Annotated in this window: 25 protein-coding genes and 2 tRNA genes; 10 read left to right on the top strand and 17 right to left on the bottom strand. The window is 62.1% G+C overall.

Features of this window, described 5'->3' with window-relative positions:
- Window positions 1–11: 11 nt before the first annotated feature.
- Window positions 12–1,226 (bottom strand): deoxyguanosinetriphosphate triphosphohydrolase, encoded by a 1,215-nt coding sequence (locus AC0L3E_RS19790; protein WP_127329513.1) that lies wholly within the window; start codon window positions 1,224–1,226, stop codon window positions 12–14.
- 90 nt (window positions 1,227–1,316) lie between these two features.
- On the opposite strand from AC0L3E_RS19790, the gene erpA reads away from it, so the two are divergent.
- From erpA to AC0L3E_RS19770, 4 genes are all read left to right on the top strand, one after another.
- The gene (erpA, locus tag AC0L3E_RS19785) at window positions 1,317–1,664 is read left to right on the top strand and encodes an iron-sulfur cluster insertion protein ErpA (RefSeq protein WP_127270656.1); all 348 of its coding nucleotides are present in this window, start codon (window positions 1,317–1,319) and stop codon (window positions 1,662–1,664) included.
- 1 nt (window position 1,665) lies between these two features.
- Window positions 1,666–2,061, top strand: a complete 396-nt coding sequence (locus tag AC0L3E_RS19780) for a VOC family protein (RefSeq protein ID WP_127329517.1) — start codon at window positions 1,666–1,668, stop codon at window positions 2,059–2,061.
- Window positions 2,062–2,078: 17 nt separating this feature from the next.
- On the top strand, window positions 2,079–2,873 hold the full coding sequence (gene xth / locus AC0L3E_RS19775; RefSeq protein WP_127270660.1) for an exodeoxyribonuclease III: 795 nt from the start codon (window positions 2,079–2,081) through the stop codon (window positions 2,871–2,873).
- An 89-nt stretch (window positions 2,874–2,962) separates the two neighbouring features.
- Window positions 2,963–3,262, top strand: coding sequence for a hypothetical protein (locus AC0L3E_RS19770; RefSeq protein WP_127329519.1), 300 nt, complete (start codon window positions 2,963–2,965; stop codon window positions 3,260–3,262).
- Window positions 3,263–3,311: 49 nt separating this feature from the next.
- On the opposite strand, the gene AC0L3E_RS19765 is transcribed toward AC0L3E_RS19770, so the two are convergent.
- From AC0L3E_RS19765 to AC0L3E_RS19730, 8 genes are all read right to left on the bottom strand, one after another.
- Complete coding sequence (locus AC0L3E_RS19765) at window positions 3,312–4,151, bottom strand: tetratricopeptide repeat protein (protein ID WP_127270686.1); 840 nt, start codon at window positions 4,149–4,151, stop codon at window positions 3,312–3,314.
- Window positions 4,138–5,862: a dihydroxy-acid dehydratase gene (gene ilvD / locus AC0L3E_RS19760; protein ID WP_127329521.1), complete on the bottom strand. Its 1,725-nt coding sequence runs from the start codon at window positions 5,860–5,862 to the stop codon at window positions 4,138–4,140. Before ilvD ends, AC0L3E_RS19765 begins: the two co-directional genes overlap by 14 nt.
- A gap of 305 nt (window positions 5,863–6,167) precedes the next feature.
- On the bottom strand, window positions 6,168–7,415 hold the full coding sequence (locus AC0L3E_RS19755; RefSeq protein ID WP_127267802.1) for an OmpP1/FadL family transporter: 1,248 nt from the start codon (window positions 7,413–7,415) through the stop codon (window positions 6,168–6,170).
- Window positions 7,416–7,773: 358 nt separating this feature from the next.
- On the bottom strand, window positions 7,774–10,557 hold the full coding sequence (locus AC0L3E_RS19750; RefSeq protein ID WP_128308161.1) for a valine--tRNA ligase: 2,784 nt from the start codon (window positions 10,555–10,557) through the stop codon (window positions 7,774–7,776).
- A 220-nt stretch (window positions 10,558–10,777) separates the two neighbouring features.
- A complete protein-coding gene (locus tag AC0L3E_RS19745; RefSeq protein ID WP_127267804.1) occupies window positions 10,778–11,602 on the bottom strand; it encodes a PopZ family protein in 825 nt (274 codons plus the stop codon).
- A 205-nt stretch (window positions 11,603–11,807) separates the two neighbouring features.
- Window positions 11,808–13,199, bottom strand: a complete 1,392-nt coding sequence (locus AC0L3E_RS19740; protein WP_127322716.1) for a TolC family outer membrane protein — start codon at window positions 13,197–13,199, stop codon at window positions 11,808–11,810.
- Window positions 13,200–13,380: 181 nt separating this feature from the next.
- The gene (locus AC0L3E_RS19735) at window positions 13,381–14,049 is read right to left on the bottom strand and encodes a protein-L-isoaspartate O-methyltransferase family protein (protein ID WP_127267806.1); all 669 of its coding nucleotides are present in this window, start codon (window positions 14,047–14,049) and stop codon (window positions 13,381–13,383) included.
- Between the two features lie 90 nt (window positions 14,050–14,139).
- Window positions 14,140–14,213: transfer RNA gene (locus AC0L3E_RS19730), tRNA-Cys, on the bottom strand.
- Between the two features lie 221 nt (window positions 14,214–14,434).
- Here AC0L3E_RS19730 and AC0L3E_RS19725 point away from each other — a divergent pair.
- Window positions 14,435–14,638, top strand: a complete 204-nt coding sequence (locus AC0L3E_RS19725; protein WP_473605412.1) for a hypothetical protein — start codon at window positions 14,435–14,437, stop codon at window positions 14,636–14,638.
- Window positions 14,639–14,662: 24 nt separating this feature from the next.
- Here AC0L3E_RS19725 and AC0L3E_RS19720 read toward each other — a convergent pair whose 3' ends face one another.
- On the bottom strand, window positions 14,663–14,920 hold the full coding sequence (locus AC0L3E_RS19720; protein ID WP_024503836.1) for a hypothetical protein: 258 nt from the start codon (window positions 14,918–14,920) through the stop codon (window positions 14,663–14,665).
- A gap of 223 nt (window positions 14,921–15,143) precedes the next feature.
- On the opposite strand from AC0L3E_RS19720, the gene AC0L3E_RS19715 reads away from it, so the two are divergent.
- Both AC0L3E_RS19715 and AC0L3E_RS19710 read left to right on the top strand, forming a co-directional pair.
- Window positions 15,144–15,218, top strand: a tRNA-Asn gene (locus AC0L3E_RS19715).
- Window positions 15,219–15,661: 443 nt separating this feature from the next.
- Window positions 15,662–15,910 (top strand): hypothetical protein, encoded by a 249-nt coding sequence (locus AC0L3E_RS19710; RefSeq protein WP_256747582.1) that lies wholly within the window; start codon window positions 15,662–15,664, stop codon window positions 15,908–15,910.
- A 381-nt stretch (window positions 15,911–16,291) separates the two neighbouring features.
- Here AC0L3E_RS19710 and AC0L3E_RS19705 read toward each other — a convergent pair whose 3' ends face one another.
- The 4 genes from AC0L3E_RS19705 to AC0L3E_RS19690 all read right to left on the bottom strand — a co-directional run bounded on the left by AC0L3E_RS19705 (window position 16,292) and on the right by AC0L3E_RS19690 (window position 18,101).
- On the bottom strand, window positions 16,292–16,537 hold the full coding sequence (locus tag AC0L3E_RS19705; protein WP_256747583.1) for a hypothetical protein: 246 nt from the start codon (window positions 16,535–16,537) through the stop codon (window positions 16,292–16,294).
- A gap of 208 nt (window positions 16,538–16,745) precedes the next feature.
- The gene (locus AC0L3E_RS19700) at window positions 16,746–17,045 is read right to left on the bottom strand and encodes a DUF982 domain-containing protein (RefSeq protein ID WP_127268340.1); all 300 of its coding nucleotides are present in this window, start codon (window positions 17,043–17,045) and stop codon (window positions 16,746–16,748) included.
- A 43-nt stretch (window positions 17,046–17,088) separates the two neighbouring features.
- Window positions 17,089–17,544 carry a hypothetical protein gene (locus tag AC0L3E_RS19695; protein WP_256747584.1) on the bottom strand — a complete coding sequence of 152 codons (456 nt, stop codon included), beginning with the start codon at window positions 17,542–17,544 and terminating at the stop codon, window positions 17,089–17,091.
- Window positions 17,545–17,612: 68 nt separating this feature from the next.
- Window positions 17,613–18,101 (bottom strand): Hsp20 family protein, encoded by a 489-nt coding sequence (locus tag AC0L3E_RS19690; RefSeq protein WP_473605411.1) that lies wholly within the window; start codon window positions 18,099–18,101, stop codon window positions 17,613–17,615.
- A 222-nt stretch (window positions 18,102–18,323) separates the two neighbouring features.
- On the opposite strand from AC0L3E_RS19690, the gene AC0L3E_RS19685 reads away from it, so the two are divergent.
- From AC0L3E_RS19685 to AC0L3E_RS19675, 3 genes are all read left to right on the top strand, one after another.
- Entirely contained in the window at window positions 18,324–18,755 is a 432-nt protein-coding gene (locus AC0L3E_RS19685; protein WP_127322303.1) for a cupin domain-containing protein, read from the top strand.
- 85 nt (window positions 18,756–18,840) lie between these two features.
- Window positions 18,841–19,611 carry a copper homeostasis protein CutC gene (locus AC0L3E_RS19680; RefSeq protein WP_473605505.1) on the top strand — a complete coding sequence of 257 codons (771 nt, stop codon included), beginning with the start codon at window positions 18,841–18,843 and terminating at the stop codon, window positions 19,609–19,611.
- Window positions 19,608–20,105, top strand: coding sequence for a GNAT family N-acetyltransferase (locus AC0L3E_RS19675; protein WP_473605410.1), 498 nt, complete (start codon window positions 19,608–19,610; stop codon window positions 20,103–20,105). The genes AC0L3E_RS19680 and AC0L3E_RS19675 overlap by 4 nt, the downstream gene beginning before the upstream one ends.
- Before the next feature lie 42 nt (window positions 20,106–20,147).
- Here AC0L3E_RS19675 and AC0L3E_RS19670 read toward each other — a convergent pair whose 3' ends face one another.
- The 3 genes from AC0L3E_RS19670 to AC0L3E_RS19660 form a co-directional block, all read right to left on the bottom strand.
- Window positions 20,148–21,170 (bottom strand): acyltransferase family protein, encoded by a 1,023-nt coding sequence (locus AC0L3E_RS19670; protein WP_127329571.1) that lies wholly within the window; start codon window positions 21,168–21,170, stop codon window positions 20,148–20,150.
- A 266-nt stretch (window positions 21,171–21,436) separates the two neighbouring features.
- The gene (locus AC0L3E_RS19665) at window positions 21,437–22,234 is read right to left on the bottom strand and encodes an FAD binding domain-containing protein (RefSeq protein WP_473605408.1); all 798 of its coding nucleotides are present in this window, start codon (window positions 22,232–22,234) and stop codon (window positions 21,437–21,439) included.
- A gap of 85 nt (window positions 22,235–22,319) precedes the next feature.
- Window positions 22,320–24,668 (bottom strand): xanthine dehydrogenase family protein molybdopterin-binding subunit, encoded by a 2,349-nt coding sequence (locus AC0L3E_RS19660; protein ID WP_352736427.1) that lies wholly within the window; start codon window positions 24,666–24,668, stop codon window positions 22,320–22,322.
- Between the last annotated feature and the right edge of the window lie 22 nt (window positions 24,669–24,690).

Here is a 24,690-nt window from a genome sequence, read left to right as displayed (position 1 = left end):
TCGAGCCCGCCCTAGCCCAATTCAGGCGTATGGTCAAACAAACGCCGGTGTTCCTTGAGCGCGTAGGTGTCGGTCATACCCGCCAGGAAGTCGGCGACGCTGCGCGCCTTGATGCGGTCGTCGGCCCGATCCAGCCCCTCGCGCCAGCCGTCCGGCATGGCGCGCGGATCGGCGAAATAGGCGTCGAACAGATTTTTGACGATCTGCTCGGCGTCCGCGCGCACCCGCATGACCTCCGCGTGCCGGTAGAGGTGCTTGTACAGGAAGGCCTTCAGTTCTTTCTCCAAGGCAGCCATTTCGGCCGAGAAAACCACCATCGTCTCGCCGGCTGCCCTCACCGCATCGGCGCTCCGCGGCCTGATGCGATCGAGATTGGCGGTCGTGGACTTGATCACGTCCTCGACCATGGCGGTTATCTGCCGCCGCATCAGCTCGTGGCCGGTGCGCACATCATCGAGGGAGTGATAACGTGAGCGAACGCCTTTCAGGATCGTTCCCGGCAGCGAAACCTCCTCCAGCATGTCCAGCGTCAGCAGCCCTGCCCTCAAACCGTCATCGATGTCATGCGTGTTGTAGGCGATATCGTCGGCGATCGCCGCGCACTGCGCCTCGATGCCGGCGAACCGGTCGAGTTCGAGATCGTGCAGTTCAGAGTAATCACGGATCGCCTGCGGCACCGGCCCTTTCAGACCCTTGCCGTTGGCGTCCGTCAGCGGCCCGTTGTGCTTGACCAGGCCTTCCAGCGTTTCCCAGGTCAGGTTCAGCCCATCGAACTCGGCGTAGCGCGCCTCCAGCCTCGTCACGATGCGCAGCGATTGCGCGTTGTGGTCGAAGCCGCCCCAGGTAACCATCTTCTCGTTCAGCGCGTCCTCGCCGGTGTGGCCGAAGGGGGTGTGGCCGAAATCATGCACCAGCGCCACCGCCTCAGCGAGATCCTCGTCGCCGCGCAGCGCCCGTGCCAGGGCGCGCGCTATCTGCGCCACTTCGATCGAATGGGTCAGCCGGGTGCGATAATGGTCGCCTTCATGCGCGATGAAGACCTGCGTCTTGTGCTTGAGCCGCCGGAACGCCGTCGAATGGATGATGCGGTCACGGTCACGCTGGAATGGCGTGCGGGTCGGGCTTTCCACCTCGTCGAACAGCCGCCCGCGCGACTTTGCCGGATCGCAGGCATAGGCGGCGCGCGGCCGATAGCCGAATCCGATGTCGCCCAACTCGTTGGTCATGGCTGATGCTGCCGCAGTTGACTTAGCCAGGTTGACTTGGCCCCTCGCGCTTCATACCTATCATGTGAAACCGAAAGCAAGGTGACGCCCATGGGCGCTGATGCCAAGACTGCCATGAAAGTCGATATGACCGAGGCCGCCGCCAGGCGGATCGCCAGGATTGTCTCGAACGAGGCCGGCAAGACGGCGCTGCGCGTGTCGGTCGAAGGCGGCGGCTGCTCGGGCTTCTCCTACAAGTTCGACCTGGTCGATACGCGCAACGACGACGACGTCGCTATCGAGAAGGACGGTGCCACCGTGCTGATCGACGATCTGTCGCTGGTCTATATGGGCGGCTCGGTGATCGACTTCGTCGACGATCTGATGGGCCAGTCGTTCCAGATCCGCAATCCGAACGCCGTCGCCTCCTGCGGCTGCGGCACGAGTTTCTCCATATAGAATGCCTGCCATTGGTGCGATCCGTCAGATCGCGCTGTCGGCTGGCCGTGATCTCGACACCACGCTGGCTTTCTGGCGCGACGTGCTCGGCATGGCGGTTCATGCGCGCTTCGATCCGCCGGGCATCGCCTTCATCATGGCCGGCGATATCAGGCTGCTGTTCACTGACGGCATACCGGCCGGAACCGTCTATCTCGACATATCCGGCCTTGATGACTTCCATGCCTCTGCGGTCGCGGCAGGCGTACCCTTCACCGCGCCGCCAACACTTGTCCATCGCGACACGGAGGGCCAGTTCGGTCCAGCGGGGGAAAGCGAATGGATGGCCTTCCTAAAGGACCCGGCTGGCAATACGATTGGCCTCGTCGAACGCCATCCGCCGCAAGAATCCAACTGAACAGCATCGAGACCGCCATGAAAATCGTCACCTGGAACATCAACGGTGTCCGCGCCCGCATTGGCAATCTCACCCATTGGCTGACCGAGAGCGCACCCGACATCGTCTGCCTGCAGGAGATCAAGACCGTCGACGAGCAATTCCCGCGCGCCGAGATCGAGGCGCTTGGCTACAATGTCGAAACCCATGGCCAAAAGGGTTTCAACGGCGTCGCCCTGTTGTCGAAGCTGCGCTTCGACGAAGTCATCCGGGGCCTGCCCGGCGACGACGCCGATGAACAGGCGCGTTTCATCGAAGGCGTTTTCTCAACCGACAAGGGTGCCTTGCGCGTCGCCTCGCTCTATCTGCCGAACGGCAATCCAATCGATGACGAGAAGAAGTTTCCTTACAAGCTGTCCTGGATGGCGCGGCTGGAGCGCTGGGCCGAAGAACGGCTGAGACTTGAGGAGGCCCTGGTGCTCGCCGGCGACTACAACGTGATTCCCGAGCGGATCGACGCGCGGTTTCCGGAGAACTGGCTGGGCGACGCGCTGTTCCAGCCGCAGACGCGACAAGCCTTCCGCCGGCTGCTCAACCTTGGTTTCACCGAGGCGGTGCGCGCGGTCACCGACGCGCACGACACCTACACGTTCTGGGACTATCAGGCCGGCGCCTGGCAGAAGAACAACGGCATCCGCATCGACCACCTGCTTTTGTCGCCGGAAGCCGCCAACCGGTTTTCTTCCGCGTCGATCGAAAAGCACGTGCGCGCCTGGGAAAAACCGTCCGATCACGTCCCCGTGGCGATCGATCTCGCGCTTCAGCCGGCCTGAGAGAACCCTCGCCGGGCACGCAGGCGCTGGACCTCATATCGCCACATTTCGCGCCGTTCATTGCGGTCCAGCATGGCGGCTGGGGTTCCATGAGCGCACGATTTCATCTTTGTCCGATCGGCCTGGCATTTGCCATGGCCGCTCCCGGTGCGGCATTTGCCGACCAGGAATGCCTGGCCAATGGAAAATCCTACCAGCTTGGCCAGGTCGCCTGCCTGACGGTGGCCGAGCAGAGCCATCTGGCCCGCTGCGACATGGTGCTCAACAACACATCATGGACGAAGATCGGGGATAGCTGCCCGGAAAACACCGTGGCGCCACACCCCCATGTCACGCCGATCTCGATGCCGGCGCCCAGCATGGTGCCGACGGAGCCGATCGAGAACTGATCGCGATCGAAAATCGAGTGCTGCTGGTGAAGCTGACGCAGCCGCGAGACTACTGGTCCGCGTTGTTGCCCTTGGTGAGGATATCATCGGCCAGCGAGATTGCGGTGCGGCGGTCGGCCTCGCCGGCGGTGGCGAATGCCTCTTCCTGCATGCCGCGGATCCAGGGCTGGTCAGCCGGCGAAGCGCGTTCGAGCGCTGCCGTCATCATCGCCAGGCCGCGAACGATCTTGCCGCTCTGGAACAACAAATGGCCCAGTGTCGCCTGGGCGCCGGCATGGCCTTTCTCGGCGGCGAGTTGGAACCAGCGCCCGGCCTGCTTGACACTGGCCTTCACGCCGCCCTCGCCCTTCAAGAACATCTGCCCCATCTCGAACTGCGCGTTCGGATTGCGGTAGTTGGCGGCGGCGCGCATGTAATATTCCTGGGCCGCCACCTCGTTCTCGGCGACCGGGCTGCCGGGAATGCCCGTGCGCAAATAGTCGCCAAGCGCCACCAGCGCGTCGGAGACATAGCTTTCCTCAGGCGAGCCGGGCTCGACGTCCTGGTCGACGATCTCGGAGAAGAACTTGAACGCCTCATAGTCGTCGCGCGCCACGCCGTCGCCCTCGGCATACATGCGGGCAAGCTTCCAGGTGGCACCGATCTGGCCGTTTTCGGCAGCGTATTTATAGGCCTCGGCAGCCTGTTCCTTGTGGCCGTTCTTGTAGGCGGAGAAGCCGAACTGGAAGACCGCCCAGGGGCTGGATTGCGGCTTCACCCCGGTCTTGTCGTCGAACACCTTGTCGTCGAAGGCCATGGCCTGGCCCACGGCGCCAAAGGTCGCGCCAAATGTGGCGGCCACGACCAGTGCCGAAAAAACAGACGACCTCAACAACTCAGATGTCCGCATAACAGTGTGTTTCTTTCGCACCGCCCGGATGGGTCACCGCGCCATCGCGCGCCGGCCCTACCGTCTGTGCATATTTCCATATCGCGCCCGACTGATAGTCGGTCGCGCGCGCCTTCCACGTCTTTGCCCTCGCCGCCAGTTCGCTATCGGACAACGCCACGTCGATCGTGCCGCTCACCGCGTCGATCGAGATCACGTCACCATCCCTGAGCAGTCCGATCGGGCCGCCCACGGCTGCCTCGGGGCCGACATGGCCGATGCAGAAACCGCGCGTCGCGCCCGAGAAGCGCCCGTCGGTGATCAGCGCCACCTTGCCGCCCATGCCCTGGCCGTACAGCGCTGCCGTCGTCGACAGCATCTCGCGCATGCCGGGGCCGCCGCGCGGTCCTTCGTAGCGGATGACGAGAACCTCGCCTTCCCTGTAGTTGCGATGCGTCACCGCCTCGAAACATTCCTCTTCCGAATCGAAGCAGCGTGCCGGGCCGGAGAACTTCAACTCCGCCATGCCCGCGACCTTCACGATCGCGCCTTCGGGGGCAAGGTTTCCCTTCAAGCCCACGACACCGCCGGTTTGGGTAATGGGTGTGTTGGCCGGGCGGACCACATCCTGATGCTCATTCCAGACAACGTGCTGCATGTTTTCGGCCAAAGTGCGGCCAGTCACGGTCATGCAGTCGCCATGCAGATAGCCGTGGTCGAGCAGCGTCTTCATCAGCAGCGGAATGCCGCCGGCCTCGAACATGTCCTTGGCGACATATTTGCCGCCCGGCTTGAGGTCGGCGATGTAAGGCGTCTTCTCGAAAATCTTGGCCACGTCGAACAGGTCGAACTTGATGCCGGCCTCGTGGGCGATCGCCGGCAGATGGAGTGCCGCGTTGGTCGAACCGCCGGTGGCCGAGACCACGGTGGCCGCATTCTCCAGCGCCTTCAGCGTGACGATGTCGCGCGGCCGGATGTTTTTCGCGATCAGCTCCATGATCTTTTCGCCGGAGGCGAAATTGAACCGGTCGCGCATTTCATAGGGGGCCGGCGCGCCACAGGAATAGGGCAGCGCCAGGCCGATCGCCTCGGCAACGGTGGCCATGGTGTTGGCGGTGAACTGGGCGCCGCAGGAGCCGGCCGACGGGCAGGCCGCCTGCTCGATTTCGAGAAGTTCGGCATCATCGATGGTGCCTACCGAGTGCTGGCCGACCGCCTCGAACACATCCTGCACGGTGATCTGGCGGCCGCGATAGCTGCCGGGCAGGATCGAACCGCCATAGATGAAGATTGACGGCACGTTGAGCCGCACCATGGCCATCATCATGCCGGGCAGCGACTTGTCGCAGCCGGCCAGCCCGACCAGCGCATCGTAGCAATGGCCGCGCATGGTGAGTTCGACCGAATCGGCGATGACCTCGCGCGACACCAGCGACGACTTCATGCCCTGGTGACCCATGGCGATGCCGTCGGTGACGGTGATGGTGCAGAATTCGCGCGGCGTGCCGCTGGCGGACGCGACGCCCTTCTTGACCACCTGCGCCTGGCGCATCAGCGAGATGTTGCAGGGCGCCGCCTCGTTCCAGCAGGAGGCGACCCCGACCAGCGGCTGGGCAATCTCGGCCGCCGACAAACCCATGGCATAGAGATAGGAACGATGCGGCGCACGCGCCGGACCGACGGTCACATAGCGGCTAGGGAGCTTAGCCTTGGAGATGACTTTGGCGTCCATACTCTTCCTTGCCCCATCTTCCCTGCAAATGGGGCGGAGCGGCTGCCCCCTCGCCGAGCCTTTTGGCGCGTGTCCCGAGACCAGATCGAGGTGCGCCGGGTTTATGGCGGGAAATAGGCAATTTCCTCAGCCCGGCTTCCAGCGCAGGGGTTGCTCAGAAAGTGTTGCCAAAACATCACAATAGCAGGAGGCGAAAGCGGTACGGATAATATGCAACGCAGCTTGGATGAGACAAATCGGGGCGATGCGATCCCAAACAAAAAAGGCCGGGCAATCCCCGGCCTTTTGTTATAATTGTCAGAGACTTAGAACTTGATCTTAAGGCCACCTGAAATCGCCGTGACCAGATCGTTGCCGAAGTCGTAGCTGACATCCGTGCCGGCGACGTATCCGTTCTCACCAGCCAACGCTCCAGAATGGCCGCTGGTCAGCACCCCAACCGCGCCGGCCAGACGCACTTCGATGTTCGGCTTGGGCGTAAAGGCGACGCCGCCGCCCAGTGTCCAGGTATCGGTCTGCGAGCCATAGCCATGCGACGTGCCGCGATCCCAGGAAAGCTGGCCGGCAGCACTCCACTGATCGTTGAACTTGTGGCCAATGCCGCCGGTAACTGTCCAGCCGTCACGATACATCAGGTCCAGCGAGGTGATCTGGCCCGAATGGAGAGCATCACCAGTGACGCATGCCCCTGCGGGGGTACCTACGACGCAAATCGGAACGCTCTGCAGCAGGCTCCAATTGACCCACTTGAGCGAACCGAAGGCGAGCCAGCCTGGCGCAATGCCTGACTGCAATTTCAATTCGACTGTATCCGGCATGTATTGCGTTGAGCCGTAGATCGGCAGCACCACGCTGCCAACATGCGTCAAATCCAGCGTGCCCGAGATATTGTCGAGCTTGACCCGCGAATTGTAGACGAGGCTGGCGCGCAGTGCGATCTCGGGGATTTCATAGGCCAGGCCGGCGCGCCAGCCCCAGCCGGTCCCCTTGAGATCGACACGCCCGGTACCCTGGAAATCCGGCACCAGCGGCGATATCAGGTCCTGCTTGAAGCCATAGACTTCCTGGTAGTAGACGCCGCCGATGAAGCGAACCTGGCCTTTGCCGGCGTCCATCTTGTAGGAGCAGGTTGTGGCGTAGTTGTTGCTTTTGATATCGGTTTCCATGTTGGACTGGGCACCGGCCCAAAGACCCGGATTTGTGTGCGCACCCCAAGGCTGGGAATAGTCGAACATACAGTCGACACCCTGGACGATCTGCGCCTTGACGCCGATCCGCGGCACCCAATAGCTCTCGCTGTCCTTCGCCGTGCTGCCCAGAGGCGTCAAATCGCCGTCGAGCGGGTTGGTGTCCACCGCATTCTTGAGCTTGCGTTGCGGCATCACATAGGTCGATTCCGCTTCGGTCGCGAACGGAGCCGGATCGAACAGCAAATCGATATCGTAACCGCCGCGCTCCAGGCCGCCGGCATGTGCCGGATTCATCGCCGTCCCGATCAAAGCCAGCGAAAAGCAGCCAGCTCCCAGCAGCGCTTTCAGTCGCAGAATAGTCATGAAATGTCCTCCCCGAATTCGAGTGCATCAAGCTAGAACCAATTCAGGTTAACGGTGCAACAACGAATTCGCGGGCGTACATGTACGCATTGGCCAGGCGCATTTTCGAGGAAATGCAACCTAGTGCGGCAAAGCCGAAAAATGGTCTGTGAAGGCTGAGCGGCTCTCAAAAAACAGAGAGAACCATCCAAAAAGGCTCGAAAACAGGCCTTTTTTGGGCTCCAGGAGCCCCATTGTTACATTATGGCAACAATGGGGCTAAAACTTCCGTTTACGTCAATATTAACGCAACGGCATGCAGATTTTCAACGCGAAAAACCAGCACTTTAGAGAGGGCTAAAGTCTCGCGAATCTATCCTCAACCGGCGTCGCGAACCCTGGCCAACGCGACCGACAGCTTGTCCTGCGCATCGCGGTATTCAGCGAGCTTTTCACGCTCGGCATCGACGATCTCGGCCGGCGCGCTGGCGACGAACCTTTCGTTCGACAGCTTCTTGTGCAGGCGCGCGATCTCCTCGGTCACCTTGGCCAGTTCCTTCTGCAGCCGAGCGGCCTCGGCGGCGAGGTCGATCAGGCTGCCAAGCGGCAGGCAGATCGTCGCCTCGTTGAGCACGATCTGCGCCGAACCCTTGGGCGCGACATCGGCAAGCGAGATGTCGCCGACCCGCGCCAGCCGCTTGATCGCCGATTCTTCGCGGACAAGTCGTTCGCGTGTCACAGCGTTGGCGCCGACCACGACGAGCGGTGCAATGGCTGCCGGCGGCACGTTCATCTCCGAGCGCACCGAGCGGATGCCGGAGACGAGATCGACCAGCCAATTGATGTCGGCTGCAGCCTCGGCGTCTTCGAAGTCCGGCGACGGCCACGCGGCGTGGCACAGCAGCGAGGGGCGTTGCTTGCCTTCGCCAGCGGTCTGCGCCCACAGTTCCTCGGTCATGAACGGCATCATCGGATGCAGCAGCTTGTAGATCTCGTCGAGCACGAAGGCGACGCAGGCACGGCTTTCGGCCTTGGCCGCCTCGTCGGTGCCCATGAACACCGGCTTCAGCAATTCCAGATACCAGTCACAGAACAGGTTCCAGACAAAGCGGTAAGCAGCACCCGCCGCCTCGTTGAAGCGGTATGAGGTGATGCCGTCGGTGATTTCGCGCGCCGCGCGCGTCAGTTCGGTGAGGATCCAGCGGTTGACCGCCAGCTTGGCGTCGTTCAGCCAGAAATCGTCATTGCGCGCGACCTCGTTCATTTCGGCGAAGCGCGTCGCGTTCCACAGCTTGGTGCCGAAATTGCGATAGCCGGCGATGCGCGCCGGATCGAGCTTCACGTCACGGCCTTGCGCCGCCATCACCGTCAGGGTGAAGCGCAGTGCATCCGCGCCATATTCGTCGATAAGGTCGAGCGGATCGATGACGTTGCCTTTCGACTTCGACATCTTCTGCCCGTTCTTGTCGCGCACCAGCGCATGGACATAGACGGTGTGGAACGGCTCCTCTTCCATGAAGTGCAGGCCCATCATCATCATGCGGGCGACCCAGAAGAAGATGATGTCGAAGCCTGTCACCAGCACGTCGGTCTGGTAGTAGGTCTTCAGCTCGGGCGTCTCGTCCGGCCAACCCAGCGTCGAAAACGGCCACAGCGCCGATGAGAACCAGGTGTCCAGCACATCCTCGTCGCGGGTCAGGATCTCGCCCGGCTTGAAGTTCTCCAGCTTGTCCTCGACCCAGGCCTTCCACGGTCCTTCCAGCGCCAGATAGAATTCGATCGCGGCGCTCAGCGCCTCTTCCTCGGTCTTCTCGACGAAGACGCGCCCGTCCGGCCCGTACCAGGCCGGGATCTGGTGACCCCACCACAGCTGGCGCGAGATGCACCAGGGCTGGATGTTCTCCATCCAGTCGAAATAGGTCTTCTCCCAGTTCTTCGGCACGAAGTTCGTGCGACCTTGGCGCACTGAAGCGATTGCCGGCTTGGCCAGTTCCGCCGCATTGGCATACCATTGCTCGGTCAGGAACGGCTCGATCGGCACGCCGCCGCGATCGCCATGCGGCACCGCGTGGCGATGCGGCTCGACCTTTTCGAGGAAGCCGCCCTCTTCCATCAGTTCGACGATCTTCTTGCGCGCGACGAAGCGATCGAGGCCATCAAGTTCGTCCCAGACAAGCTGGCGCTCCGGCGTCACCTCGAGACCGGCAAGGAAATCCTCATTGTTCCTGAGGCTCACCGCCGCCTCCATGGTCAGGATATTGATCGCCGGCAGCTTGTGGCGCTTGCCGACCTCGAAGTCGTTGAAGTCATGCGCCGGCGTGATCTTGACCGCGCCCGAACCCTTTTCCGGATCGGAATACTCGTCCGCCACCACGGGAATCCTGCGACCGACGATCGGCAGGACGATGTTCTTGCCGACCAGATGCCGGAAGCGCTCGTCGTCAGGGTGCACGGCGACGGCCGTGTCGCCCAGCATCGTCTCCGGGCGCGTCGTCGCCACGGTGATGAAGGTTGTTGGGTTTTCCGGGTCGAAGACCTGGCCCTCTATGGGATAGCGGAAGTGCCAGAGATTGCCGTTGACATCCTGCTGCTCGACCTCGAGATCGGAGATCGCGGTGAGCAGCTTGGGGTCCCAGTTCACAAGGCGCTTGTCCTTGTAGATCAGCCCTTCCTTGTAGAGCGTGACGAACACTTCGAGCACGGCTTTGGACAGGCCTTCGTCCATGGTGAAGCGTTCGCGTGACCAGTCGGCCGAGGCGCCCAGCCGCTTCAGCTGGTTGAAGATGGCGCCGCCGGATTCGGCCTTCCACTCCCACACTTTCTCGATAAACTGCTCGCGGGTCAGGTCGCGGCGATGGATTTGCTTTTCCATCAGCTGCCGCTCGACAACCATCTGCGTGGCAATACCGGCATGGTCCATGCCCGGCTGCCACAGGACGTTCTTGCCGCGCATGCGCTCGAAGCGCACCAATATATCCTGCAGCGTGTTGTTGAGCGCGTGGCCCATATGCAGCGAGCCGGTAACGTTCGGCGGCGGGATGACGATCGTAAATGCTTCCGCCCCCTCCTCGGCGCCGGCACCGGCGCGAAACGCGTCGGCCTCTTCCCAGACTTTGGCGATCTTCGGCTCGACGGTTTTGGCGTCGTAGGTCTTTTCAAGCATGGGAAAATGGTCCGCGCTGTCGGGAGTTTTGCTGGTCCGGTGTAAATCGGAAGGTTTTGGCCAAGTCAACCGCAAGGGCTGTCTCGGACCCTCACAACCAGATAGGCGCGGCCTTGGTCATTTCAACGGAAAGCGATCCGCCGTCCTGCCAACAAACTGACCTCACCAAAAGAAACGGCGCCACGAAGGCGCCGTTTCCTCTGGCAATCGGCATGGGGAGCTACTGCGCCCCGCGCGCCACGCGCTCGATCTCCTCGCGCACCAGTCTTTCGACCAGTGTCGGCAGATTGTTGTCCAGCCAATCCTGCAGCATCGGCCGCAGCATCTCTTCGGCCATCTCGTCGAATGTCTTCTTGCTGCGGCTGGCAAACGCATCGGAAAGCTCGCCAAAGGCAGCCGCGACCTGACGGCCGGTATGCTCGGAAACGATCGCCGGACGCGGCGCGTCGCTGGCCGCCACCGGCCGCACCACGCTTGCATCCGGACGAGACGGCTCGGGTTCGACGGCTACTTTCGCGGTCGGTTCATCCCTTGGAGTCTCCACGGACGGCTGGGCAGCCGTCTTGCGTGCCTCGCTCCGGTCCGACACCGCCCTCGCCTGCTCACCGACCGCGGCGATCTCACGACGCCAATCGGCGATGGAAGCGTCGGCGACAGGACGCGATCCCGGCGATTCAACCGTGATTGGCTCGGCGGCGACGCGGGCGCTAACTTCGGCAAGTGTCATCGATGGCTTTGCCGGGCTGGGATCGGGGCGCGCAGGCGTTTCCATGCGCGCGACCACCGGCTCGGCCGCCGGCAACTGTGCCTGGACTTCCGCCAGCGTGACTGGCTTCCTGCCTTCGGGGGCGGCATGCAGGTCGGCACGGAATGCTTCCACGTCGGGGGCCGCATAGGCGCTCGACGCGCGCTCCAGATCCTGGCTCAGCTCATCGGCGTCGCCCGGCTGCTTGCGGCCGCCGTCGCTGTCTTCGATGATCCGCCTGATGGAAGCCAGTATCTCTTCCATGGAAGGTTCGCGCTGTGCGCTGCTTGCCGTTGCCATCGTCACATCCGCCGCCTTTGTGACCCCTGTGGGTTTCCGCTCCGGCAGAGCCGGATCGAATCATGGCGACAGCGTAACCGACGGATCGCCGCACGAGAATCCCCAATCTGGGGACTTGTGGGATTTCAACAGATTAGCGCAATCTGAACCCGAGTGCGAAAGATCCTGCTCAAACGGGGAACACGGCCAGTCCTGGCAGAACGCCTCAGCGGCCGTCCGGCGTGCGCAGGCCGTACCACTTGTCCTTGACCGCGTTGTAATGCTCTTCAGGCTTGTACTTCGCTACCTGCAAGCCAAGGCGGTCGACGGACAGACGGCCGGTCGCCTGCAGGATGGCGTAGCTCGCCACCACCACATCATGTTCGTAACCGGCCTGGTTGATCTGGGCGGTGATGACCGTCGCCTGTGCGTTGAGGACGTCGAGCGTGGTGCGCTGGCCGACATTGCGTTCTTCGATGACACCGTTCAGTGCCAGCTTCGCGGCCTCGATCACTTGCCTGTTGGCCGTCAGCTGCTGCTGCGCGGCGGTATACTCGGTCCAGGCGGCGGTGACGGCCTGGCGCACCTGGTCGCGGCTGACGTCGACCTGGATGCGGGCCTGGCTGAGTGATTCCTTGTTCTGACGCACGATCGCCGAGGTGCGGCCACCCGAATAGATCGGGATGGTCAGCGTTGCCCCGACACTGGCTGAATTGGTCGTGCCATCCTGCGAACCGACGCCTGGCAAAGGCGAGGTATTGCGATAGGCGCTCGAAACGCCGGCGGAAGCCGACAGCTGCGGCAACAGCGCGCCTTCGGCCGACTTCACCGAAAACGCGGCGGCGTCGACCAGATGCTGCGTGGCAAGGATGGCCGGATGCTCGTTCGAGGCCACCCCGACGGCGGCGGCGAGGCTCGACGGCAACAGCTTTGCCACCGGCGAAGCGCCCTTGAGCTTGCCCGGCTCGTCGCCGACGATCTGGCGATAGAGCGCCGCACTTGCCAGCGCCTGCGCCCGGGCAGCACTCAGCGATGCCACCGCGGCGGCGCGTGAAGCGTCGGCCTGCGCGACATCGGTGCGCGTGCCTTCACCAACCTCGAAACGCGAACGCGCCGCGCGCGCCGTTTCGGTCAGGAACTGCAGGTTCTGCTCGGTCAGCACGGCGACCTGCCGGTCGCGAATCACGTTCATATAGGCCTGGGCCGCGCTGAACAGGATACCCTCTTCGGTGTTGCGCAGGCTTTCGACCGAAGCCCGGACCTGCGCTTCGGCGGCAGCGACATTGTTCCTGGTCTGAAAGCCGTCGAACAGCGTCTGGTCGATCTGGACGCCAAAATTGCCGGTGGTCAGCCGCACGCTTGAATTGGTGCCGTTGAGATGGCTGCTCGAATAATCGATATTCGCCGAGCCGGTGACAACCGGACGGTAGCCCGACTTGGCGATGGCGACGCCCTCGTCGGTGACGCGAACGCCGGCGCGGGATGCATTCAGCGAAGAATTGTACTGGTAGGCCTTTGCAAGCGCGCCGGAGATGGTTTCGGCTGAAGCGGCCAGTGGGGACAGCATGGTCGCCGAAACGAGGACGGCGGTGAAAAGTGACTTGCGTAAAGACGGCACGGTTAAACCCTCATTCGTTTTCCATGGGAACCGCGCCGCGCCTGCTTCTCTCATAGATCAGCCGGCGCCGCGTGTTCGATGTTCCCTGCTGCTCACCCCAAAGTGCCCCCAGTTTGGCATCAGCAGCGATCGTTCAAATGCAAGCGACCATGACAAAGCCTCTGCTGCAAGGCCAAATCATTCAGAATTCGAAAGCACGAATGCGTTCAAACCCCGGTAGTGGCTTAATTGCCGCATTAAATGCCCGTCTTCCGGTTACAACCCCCCCGGCCTTGAAAAAGAGACGAGCCACGCCGGAATTGCCCTGCCCTTCGACGGCGACAAGGCGGCCGCCCTCGGCGAGCTGGTCCAGCAGCGTCACAGGGACTTCCGCGACGCTGCCGCCGACAAGGATGACGTCATAAGGCGCCTGGGCGGCATGCCCTTGCGGCAGCGCACCCTGGACGACGGTCACATTGCCGCAGCCCAGCGACGAAAGCGTCGATCTGGCGGTTTCCGCCAGCGCCGAATCACTCTCAAGCGCCACCACGGACCTGGCCAGCCGCGACAGGATGGCCGAGGCGTAGCCGGTTCCGCAACCGACATCGAGCGCCGAATCGGTCGGATTGATCTCGGCCAGTTGGATAAGCTTGGCCAACGGGGATGCTTCCATCAGGTAGCGTGCGCCGTCCGCGCCGGCGGCAATGCGGATGTCCTCGTCGATATAGGCGAGATCGCGCTGGGCGGCGCCGACAAACATCTCTCTTGGGATGACAAGCATTGCATCAAGCAGCGGCGCGCTGGTCACATCGGTGGTGCGGACCTGGCCGTCGACCATCTTGACGCGTAGTTCGGAGAAATCAGCGCTCATGTCCCAACCAATCCGCTTGCCGCGCCAGAACCGCGGTCCATTGTGTCAGGAACTTCAGGCCCCTGCGCTGCCGCGCGGGGGCCCGGGCATTGGAGGCCTCGCCCGGAATCGAACCGGGGTGCAAGGATTTGCAGTCCTCTGCGTAACCACTCCGCCACGAGGCCTCATTGCTCCCGGCGTTCCACCCGGTTCCAATAGGTTGCGGCGAAAATGCCGTCAAGCGGCCACCGTGCATTCCGAACGGTTTCCTCGCGTCAGTCCGGACGGCATCCGGCAAATCGTCGGACCGGGCCTGACCGCTCCATTAGCGGACAATTAAGCATAGCCTGCCCGGAGGAGAAACTCATCGGCGGCCCGTGCGTTGGACATGGCAGGAGGAAGAGCCATGCGCCGGACAATGGCAGCAAATACGAGTGCCTCGTCCGGCCTGTCCCTGCTACAATGCGGAGAGCTTCTGCATTACGCAATCGACCGTCTGTCCACCGAAGGTGCGGACAGCCTGTCGCCGCACGACAGGGCAAGGCTTGCCTCGGCCGCGGCGATTCTCAAGCAGATCCATGAGGCACTGGAAGAACACGCCGCCCGTTGAACACCCACCCTGCGCTATCGGCGGTCAATCGGGCCGGCGACGCCGTTCCCACCAGACGACAAAGCGACGCCGGTGACGGCGAACCATGGCGAATTCATAGGACAGCACCAGCAATCCGAGCGGAACCATCCAGAAGCCGAGGATCGGCAGGAAACCGAGGATACCGCCGATGGTCAGCAGGATGCCGATCGTGATTCTGAGCCCGCGCGAGCGCGGCATTTTGAACTCGCGCCCGAAAACGGAGATTTTCCGCGCCGGCATCTGGTTGTCTTGTGCTGTCATCGTCTCGAAAAATTGACCCGTTTGATTTTTCGCAAGCATGCTGGAACCAAAGCCGCCGCCGCGCTTTCGGTTCCATATCCCTGCCAAGACGGCTAATATGAGGGCAACCGTCGACGATTGCGAGAAAGGCCTGCGCGAAAAAGCCTCGGAAAAATGTGAAAAGCTTCTTTGCAAAGCCGAAAAGGGCAGCTATAGGCTGCGCCACTCACATAAGAGCATCCGTTCCCCGGTAGCTCAGTGGTAGAGCAACCGGCTGTTAACCGGTTGGTCGCTGGTTCGAATCCGGCCCGGGGAGCCAAATTTTTCAAGGCCTTGAGACGGTCACGTCGCCCATAGGGGCTGATCTATGGCATGTCTGCAAAATCGCGATCAGCAGGTTGATTCTCAACTTGACCTGGCGCCGCTGTCCAGCGCTCTCAATGACGCCGCGGCATCGGGAAGGTTCGCGCGAGCAGGCATAAGGCCTTGCTGCGATCTCGGCGATCTCATCTCTTGTCGCCGTTCGGGTTGGGTGCCGGTGCCTCTCGCACATCTCGGGGTGGCGGGTCGACATGCTCAAGCTCGGGCGGGGCTTCTTTGTCCCGGCGTTGCACAGGTACCTTCTCCGGTGCGGGCGTCGATGGTGGCTCTTTGATCTTGCTTGGCATAATCGAGTTAACCGCCCTGCCGGTCTCTTGTTCCGTAGCGAGCAGAAAACCTGAATGCGTGGGGAACCGGGAACATCGAAGAGCGTTTTCTCGCATGCTGAAGAAGATCGCCCTCGCCGCCGTGCTGGTCCAGGTTGCCGCGTTTTCGGCTCTCATCACCCAGACGGTCCTCTTCGCGTCCACGGCCACCCAGGCCGCCAACGCGCAGCCCGATGACGCAGTTGCCGTGACCGCCGAGAACGAACGGGACAAGCCGGCGCAGCCTATTATTGCCGGCCAATGCCCAACGCGGCTTGTGGCGAGCAAGATCTTCACGGGGAACGTAATTGCGGCGCAACAATAGCTTGCCATCGATGCCGGCCATCCGTCGATCCCCCCAATTTAAGTCAGGGCAATGTGCTTGAAAGCGCAATGATTTCTGTTACTTGCGGCGCAGGGCGAGTGCGTTTGGGTTGGGCAAGAATTGGTATGATTTCATCGAATATGGAATGCCCGCGCTGTCATGGCAGCGGCAGGGTTTTCGACTGCTCCAAGTGGCACGCGTCAAACGGGCACTGCTGCCCGCAGGGGACCCATCGGGGTGGCTGCCCCGGAAAGACGGGCGCCTGCGCGGAATGCGACGGCCTGGGGACGATGGCGGAGCCTCCGCTGAGAGCCGTGGCGTAATCTGCGAGAGCGGCCCATGCCGCTGATGACGGCGCGGAGGCGCCCGAACGAGCATATCTTACTCTGTTGGTGTTTCTACGGGTGGTGCGGTCAGAACCGTGATGTCCATCCTGGCAATCTTGGATGCCGCGCGGCCTTGCGCGCCAGCATCCATATCGCCGCCTGCGGCAACCATGATTTTGGCCAGATGTCCCACGGCGTCCGCGCTGCGGCCCGGCGAAAATCCTTCGCCGGTTTGCGACTTCCCCACTGCCGTTTGTTTTTCCGGGACATGCGGATGTTGACTTGCGATAGCGGAAACCATTTGAACCTCCTGTGGCGACGCTTCGAACATTATATTAGCGCTGACTGTTGCGAGGCTGACCTAGCCAGTCGCCAAAAACCGCACCAGGAGTTCGAACAAACGATCGAGCCGCCCCACTACAAGGTGAGATGGTAGGGCAGTTCACCTTGTAGCGATGTGAACGACGACGATGCAGCGGGCCATCCTGGCGGCGCCGCCCCTATCAAGGCTAAGCGGTAACCCCGCCGCGACCTGACCTTGTGCCGTCCATCCAAGGGAATTGAGCAAGCGGGTCTTGCAGGATCTTGACGGATCTTGCGAAGCCGGCGACGGCATCGCGCGCCACCGTCAGCGGAACCTGGCCGTCGTGAGCACGCTGGCAGGCTCGAAAGGCCGTTTCGAAAATCGGACCCCGCCGTTCCCTTGGCCACTCGTCAAAGAAGTCGAACGCGTCGTCGAGGCACCCTATTTCTTGAATGAACTCGCCATTCTTGACCAGGACCGGTTGGTCGAACGTCCTGTCACTCATGTAATCCTCCATTCGGCACGGTGGGTTGTTGTGGTTCGGGAAATCATGCGATTGCATGCTCCGGCTCGGCCAACATGCCGCCACCTCCACGCCCGGGCGGCACCGTTGCAAAGGCCGGGATTGGCGGCGGATCATCGTCGTCATCTCGCCAGGGGTGCCGCATCCAACCGAGACGGCTCTTCCTGCGGCGCCGGTCGAAAGACAGGCTGACGGCTGACGGCAACATTGAAAAACGCGTTTCCCGCCCGGATTCGTCCAGGACGCGGAGGCCGCGGAGTATGTCGCTGACTTCCACGATGGCGCCGTTGTCCAATTGCCGCAACGCGGGATTGTCAGGAACCGCATGAATGTCGGAAGCCCAGAATGCGAGCAAAGCCCGCTTTGCACCGATCGTCATCGTCTCCTCGTTCAGAACATCATCCGGCGTCCGCAACCCAGCGGGTTCCGCGGCAGAATTTTTCGGTTCGGGTTGGTGAAAACTGTAGGTTTCGGTTCTCATCTCCATTCTCCGCGATCTGTGCCTCCCGGCCGAACCGGGAGGCGGACCGTAGATCTAGGTTCCAGGAATCAGGCGACCTCGCGCTGAGGCTCCGCATCCGAATCGATCAACTGCTTCTTGCCGGGTTGCTCGAGCGAAACCGCTTTGGCTTCGGACCCTATCTCAATGCGCCGAGGCTTGAGTTCCTCGGGCACTTCGCGGATCAGGTCCACCAACAGCAAGCCATTCTCGAGGTTGGCCGCCTTGACCTTTACATGGTCGGCAAGTTTGAACACCTGCTTGAAGTTGCCCGTCGCCAAGCCGCGATGAAGGACCTCCCGATTTTCCTGGTCGGGTTTCCTTTGGCCGATGACAGACAATTCGGGGCCGTTCTGCATGAGTTCGACCTCATCGAGAGCGAAGCCGGCGATAGCCATCGTAATGCGATAGTCGTGCTCGCCAATCTTCTCGATATTGTAGGGAGGCCAGTCAGAGCGCACGCTTTTTTCGAGCATATCGAAGAGACGGTCGAAGCCGACCGTTGTGCGGTAAAGAGGGGTATAATCAAAGCTTCTCATAGCCATATCCTCCGTGAAGCAACATGGGTTACGAGGCTGTCGCAGCGCCGCTGCGACGCCAGTATGTCGAGCCGAAGCCTCGACGGAAAACGATCTGGTAATCCTGTTTTTTTCCGTCAAGAGGGGCGTAAAAAATTTTCTGGCCGGCAGGCAGGTGCCCAAGGCGCTGCCTTGCGTGCTGCTGGCCGCTGCGCGATGTTGACGCCAGGGGTGGAGCAAATCATGCGAAAAATTTTGATGTCCGGACTGCTGCTCGCGGTGGCCTTTTCCGCGAACCCGGCCCACGCGCTGGACAGCAGCGGCACGCCTGTCGTCGTGACACCTCTTGCGTCGCGCACGACGACCGCGTCCGGCCAACCGATCACGTTGCCGCAGAAGAACGTGCAGGTGCTGGTCTCGACCTACGACATCGCGTCGGGCGCGACCTTGCCGGTCCACAGGCACCCCTTTCCGCGCTACGCCTATGTCCAGGCCGGCACGCTGAAGGTCACCAATGTCGAGACCGGCATCAGCAACACCTACAAGGCTGGCGATTTCATCATCGAAATGATCGGCCAGTGGCATCAGGCCACCAATATCGGGGATGTAGAGGTGAAGCTTCTTGTGATCGATCAGGTCGAGCAAGGCGCCAAGAATACGGAATTGCGCCAATAACCGCTAAGTCCGTGCCCGAAGGCGGAAGGCTGTTCGCGCTTTCGCTGCGACCGGCCCGGTGCTAGGGCTGGCGAGAAATCATGGACTGGATCGCCCCTTGACCAAAGCTCTCCGCCTTCCGCTGATCGAAATCTGTGTCGAAGGCATTGACGGCCTTCTCGCGGCGCAAGCCGCCGGCGCCGACCGGGTCGAACTATGCGCCAGCCTCATCGAAGGCGGTATCACGCCGAGCCTCGGCACGGTCCGCGCCGCCCTCGAGCAGGCAAGTGTGCCGTTTCACGTTATGGTGCGGCCGCGCGGCGGCGATTTTCTCTACAGTGAGACCGAATACGCCTCGATGCTGGCCGATGTCTCGGCATTGCGCGAATTCGGCGTGCCCGGCGTGGTGTTTGGCTGCCTGAACGCCGATGGCACCATGGACGAGGCGCGCATGAGCGAACTGACGCAGGCGGCCGGCCCCTTGAACGTCACCTGTCATCGCGCCTTCGACATGACGCGCGACCCGGCCGAGGCGCTCGAATCGCTGATCCGCAGCAAGGTCGGCCGCGTGCTGACCAGCGGCCAGCGTGACACTGCTATCGAAGGCTTGCCGCTGTTGGCGGATCTGGTGCGGCAGGCCGGCGAGCGCATCGTCATCCTCGGCTGCGGCGGACTGGATTTGCACAACATTGCCGAAGTGCGCAGCAAAACCGGCCTGTCCGAAATGCATTTTGCCGCCCTCAAGGATGTGCCGAGTGCCATGGACTACCGCAATCCCCATGTCGGCATGGGTGGTTCCGATCTCGATCGCGAATACCGCAACACGCTCACCGACACACCGCTGGTGGCGGCAACGATCGCGGCAGCCAAGGCATGACCTCGACCCCTGCCCCGATAGCCCGTGTATCGGCCGCAGACGAAGCGGCGATCCTGGCGCTCAACAACGAGCATGCCGCAGAACTGTCGTGGCTGGAGGCTGAGCGGCTGTCCTTCCTGCTTGGCGAAGCGTTTTACACCAGGCGCATCGGCGATCTCGAAGCCTTCATCATGACCTTCGACCAGGACGCCCGCTACGACAGCCCGAATTTCCTCTGGTTTCACGAACGCTACGAGCGCTTCGTCTATGTCGACCGGGTTGTCGTGGCGGCGCACGCGCGCGGCCGAGGCCATGCCCGCCGGCTCTATCAGGATCTGTTCGGCCATGTTGAGCGCGCCGGCTACAATCTGGTCACCTGCGAAGTCAACACCGACCCGCCGAACCCTGCCTCGGATGCCTTTCACGCCACCCTTGGCTTCACTGAGGCCGGCGACGCCGTCATCCACGGCGGCAAGAAAGCAGTCCGCTATTACGTCAGATCGCTGCAGGCATAGAGAGGGCGGGCGCGCCACAAGACGGCCTGAACGCCCTGTTGCTCACCAGTTGCGGTTGAGCCATTCGCGCGCCGGGCGCTCGATGAGGTAATAGCTGCAGGCCGCGCAAGCGAAGACCGCGGCCAGCATCGGGATCGGCGCGCTGCCTTGCTCATAGACGAATTTGTAGAACGGCTGCTGCCACAAATAGAGCGAATACGACCACAGACCCAGCGTCGCCATCGGCCAGGAGGACAGCAATCCGGAAAAATACCGTGGGCTGAAATCGAGTGCGTTGACGGCCAGAGCCAGCAGCGGCACCGCGAAGAGATAGTGGATCGGCGTCGGCACCTGATCCAGGAACAGGACAACGGCGCAGATCGTCGCCACCAGGGCCACATGCTTGCCTCTCAAAAACGCCGGCAGCATGCCGTCGGCCTTCAGCAGGCAGATCGAAGCCGACAGCAGGATCGACGCAATGTGCACGTCGGTGCGCCAATAAGTGGTTTCGTAGTCCATCCCGAAGACCCAGTACGAAACCGCGCCATTGGCCATGGCCAGCAAGGCCAGCGCCAGGAGCAGCACGACCACGCGAGAGCGACTTGAGACGATGACGCTGATCAGCGCCAGGATGATGTAGGCGTGCTCCTCGATGCAGAGCGACCAGATATGGTCGAGCGCCCCTGCCCGCGTCACGAGAATGCCGGCATAGTTGTAGGTGAATGTCAGCGCCGTCAGCGCCGCCTTCCATTTGAAGGCGATGAATGTGCCGGACAGCGCAATCATCGCGACGACTACGAAGACCAGAAGAGCCGGATAGATGCGGGAGAAGCGGCGTTTGAAGAATTTTTTCAGCGGGTAGCGTTCGATGAACAGGATCTCGCCCATCAGCCGGCCGCTGAGCACGAAAAAGAATTCGACGCCCAGCACGCCAAGATTGATTCCCGGAACCGGAAAGAAATGGCCGATCAGCACCAGTGCGATCGAAAGCCCGCGCCAGCCGTCGAGATAGGCCAGTCTTGTTCTGGTTGATCTGTCGGCGGCGGATCGGGACGGAACGACATGCGTCGCGGAAATGTCGGTCATGCCGATCCTCTCGCAAATAGGCATGCGAAAGGGCACGACATTTCGAACCCGGCTCGCATTCCCGCCCAAATCCATATTGCAGTGCAATATGGATTTGTGCAAGTGCGAGATTGCCGCCGGTGCAGTTCCAGGTGAAGTGTCGGCGGAAGAAATTGCTCAGGCAAACGATTGGTGCAGGGCGATTCCATCAAAAGTTTGGACAACTACAGGTCGCCACAAAAGGAAAAGGGGCGCATGACCCCTTCTCCGTGTCCACAACTGACGTATCAGGCGTTGGCGGCAGCCACCGCGCGCTTGGCCATCACCGTGATCAGATTGGCGCGATAGTCGGCGGAGGCGTGGATGTCGGTCATCAAATTCTTCGCCGGCACTTTCACCCCTTCGAGTGCCGAGGCCGCGAAGTTCCCGGCTAATGCTGCCTCGATCTCCTTCGAACGAAAAACGCCGTCGTCGCCGGCACCGGTGACGGCAACGCTGACGCCATCCTTGCCCTTGGCCACGAACACGCCGACGATGGCGTAGCGCGATGCCGGATTGCGGAATTTTTCATAGGCCGCCTTCGCCGGCGCGGTGAAGGTGACGGCGGTGACGATCTCGCCATCCTTCAACGAGGTCTCGAACAGGCCCTTGAAGAACTTGTCGGCAGCGATCTCGCGCTTGTTGGTGACGATGGTCGCGCCCAGCGCCAGCAGCGCCGCCGGATAATCGGCCGCCGGATCGTTGTTGGCGATCGAGCCGCCGATCGTTCCCTTGTGGCGCACCGCCGGATCGCCGATCAGCGATGCCAGATGGGAAAGCGCCGGACAGGCCTTCTTCAGCTTCTCGTCATTGGCAACAGCACTATGCGTGGTGGCAGCGCCGATGGTGACGTTCTTGCCCGACACCGTGACGCCCTGCAGCTCCGTGATCCGCGACAGGTCGACAAGGTCGGACGGCGCGGCAAGCCGCGTCTTCATCGCCGGGATCAGCGTCATACCGCCCGAAAGCAGCTTGGCGTCGCCGGTCTTGATCAGCTTGGCGGCATCGGCGACCGAGGCGGCGCGATGATAGTTGACTGCGTACATTTGTCTTTCTCCCCTGGGTGAAAGAGCGAGCAGGAAGTAGCGAACATTCTCTTCCCTATTCGCTACCCCTATTCGCCATTCGCGTTCAATGTTTCGTCGCGCGGATCGCGGCCCACACGGTGGACGGCGAAGCCGGCATGGCAAGATCGTTGCTGCCGATGGCGTCGGTGATAGCGTTGATTACCGCCGGCGGCGAGCCGATGGCGCCGGCCTCGCCGCAACCCTTGATCCCCAACGGATTGCCCGGGCAAGGGGTGTTCGAGGTCGATACCTTGAACGACGGCAAATCGCCGGCGCGCGGCATGGTGTAGTCCATGTAGCTCGCGGTCAGCAATTGTCCGCTGTTGTCGTAATAGGCGCCTTCGAGCAGCGCCTGGCCAATGCCTTGCGCCAGCCCGCCATGCACCTGGCCCTCGACGATCATCGGGTTGATGATGTTGCCGAAATCGTCGGCGGCGACGAACTGGACGATCTCGGTCACGCCGGTTTCCGGGTCGACCTCGACCTCGCAGATGTAGCAGCCCGCGGGGAAGGTGAAATTGGACGGATCGTAGAACGCCGTCTCCTTCAGCCCGGGCTCCATGCCACCAGGCAGATTGTGGGCGGTGTAGGCGGCCAGCGCCATCTGGAACCACGGCACGTTCTTGTCGGTGCCGGCCACCTTCAGCGCGCCGTTCTCGATGATGATGTCGCCTTCGTCGGCCTCGAGCAGGTGCGCCGCGATCTTCTTGGCCTTGGCCTCTACCTTGTCGAGCGCCTTGACGATGGCTGACATCCCTACCGCACCCGAGCGCGAGCCATAAGTGCCCATGCCCATCTGCACCTTGTCGGTATCGCCATGCACGATCGAGACCGAATCGAGCGGCACGCCGAAGCGCTCATTGACCAGTTGCGCGAAGGTCGTCTCATGGCCCTGGCCGTGGCTGTGGGAGCCGGTCAGCACCTCGATCGTGCCGACCGCGTTGACGCGCACTTCCGCCGATTCCCAAAGGCCGACACCGGCGCCGAGCGAGCCGACGGCCGCAGACGGCGCGATGCCGCAGGCCTCGATGTAGCAGCTCATGCCGATGCCGCGCAGCAGCCCCTTGTTGGCGGCGGCGGCCTTGCGCTTGGCGAAGCCGGCATAATCCGACGCCTGCATTGCCGCATCGAGCGAAGCGGCATAGTCGCCGGCGTCATAGCACATGATGACCGGCGTCTGATGCGGAAACGAGGTGACGAAGTTCTTGCGCCGCAGCTCAGCCGGCGAAACGCCGAACTGGCGGGCCGCCGTCTCCATCATACGCTCCATGACGAAGGTCGCTTCCGGCCGCCCTGCCCCGCGATAGGCATCGACGGGCGCGGTGTTGGTGTAGATCGCCTTCACATTGGCGTGGATGGCCGGGATGTTGTACTGGCCCGACAGCAGAGTCGCATAGAGATAGGTCGGCGTCGCCGATGAAAACAGCGACATGTAGGCGCCGAGATTGGCTTGGGTTTCCACCTTCAGGCCGAGGATCCTGTGGTCCTTGTCGAAGGCCATTTCAGCATGGGTGTGATGGTCGCGGCCATGCGCGTCGGTCAGAAAACTCTCGGTCCGGTCGGCCACCCATTTGACCGGCACGCCGGTCTTCTTCGACGCCCACAGGCAGACGATCTCTTCGGGATAGATGTAGATCTTCGAGCCGAAGCCGCCGCCGACATCGGGCGCGATCACGCGCAGCTTGTTTTCCGGCGCGACATTGTAGAAGGCGCTCATCACCAGCCGCGCCACATGCGGATTCTGCGAGGTCGTCCAGCAGGTATAGTGATCCTCGGCCTTGTCGTAATGACCAAGTGCGGCGCGCGGCTCCATGGCATTGGGCACCAGCCGGTTGTTGATGATGTCCATCTTGACGACATGGGCTGCCTTCCCGAAAGCCGCCGCGGTGTCGTCGGCATTGCCGATGTCCCAGTCGAAGATCAGATTGTTGTCCGCTTCGGGGTGGATTTGCGGCGCACCCTTGTCCATCGCCTTGGAGGCATCGACGACGGCCTTCAGCTCCTTGTAGGTGATCTCGACCGCCTCGGCGGCGTCGCGCGCTTGCCCCTTGGTCTCGGCGACGACGATGACGACGGCGTCGCCGACATAACGGACCCGGTCGAAGGCGAGTGGCGACCACGCTCCCATCTTCATCGGCGAGCCGTCCTTGGAGTGGATCATCCAACCGCAGATGAGATTGCCGATGCCGTCGGCCTTGAGTTCCTTGCCGGTCAGCACGCCGATGACGCCGGGCATGCCTTGGGCCTTCTTCACATCGATCTTCTTGATCTGCGCATGCGCGTGCGGACTGCGCACAAAGGCGGCGTGCTTCATGCCGGGAACCACCATGTCGTCGACATAGCGGCCGGCGCCCGTGATGAACCGTTTGTCTTCCTTGCGCGCGACCCGAGCGCCAACACCTTCAATGCCCATCAGAAATTCCTCCGGAATTTAT

The organism is Mesorhizobium sp. WSM4822, from assembly GCF_055811155.1.
This window is presented reverse-complemented; position numbering and strand designations above follow the sequence as displayed.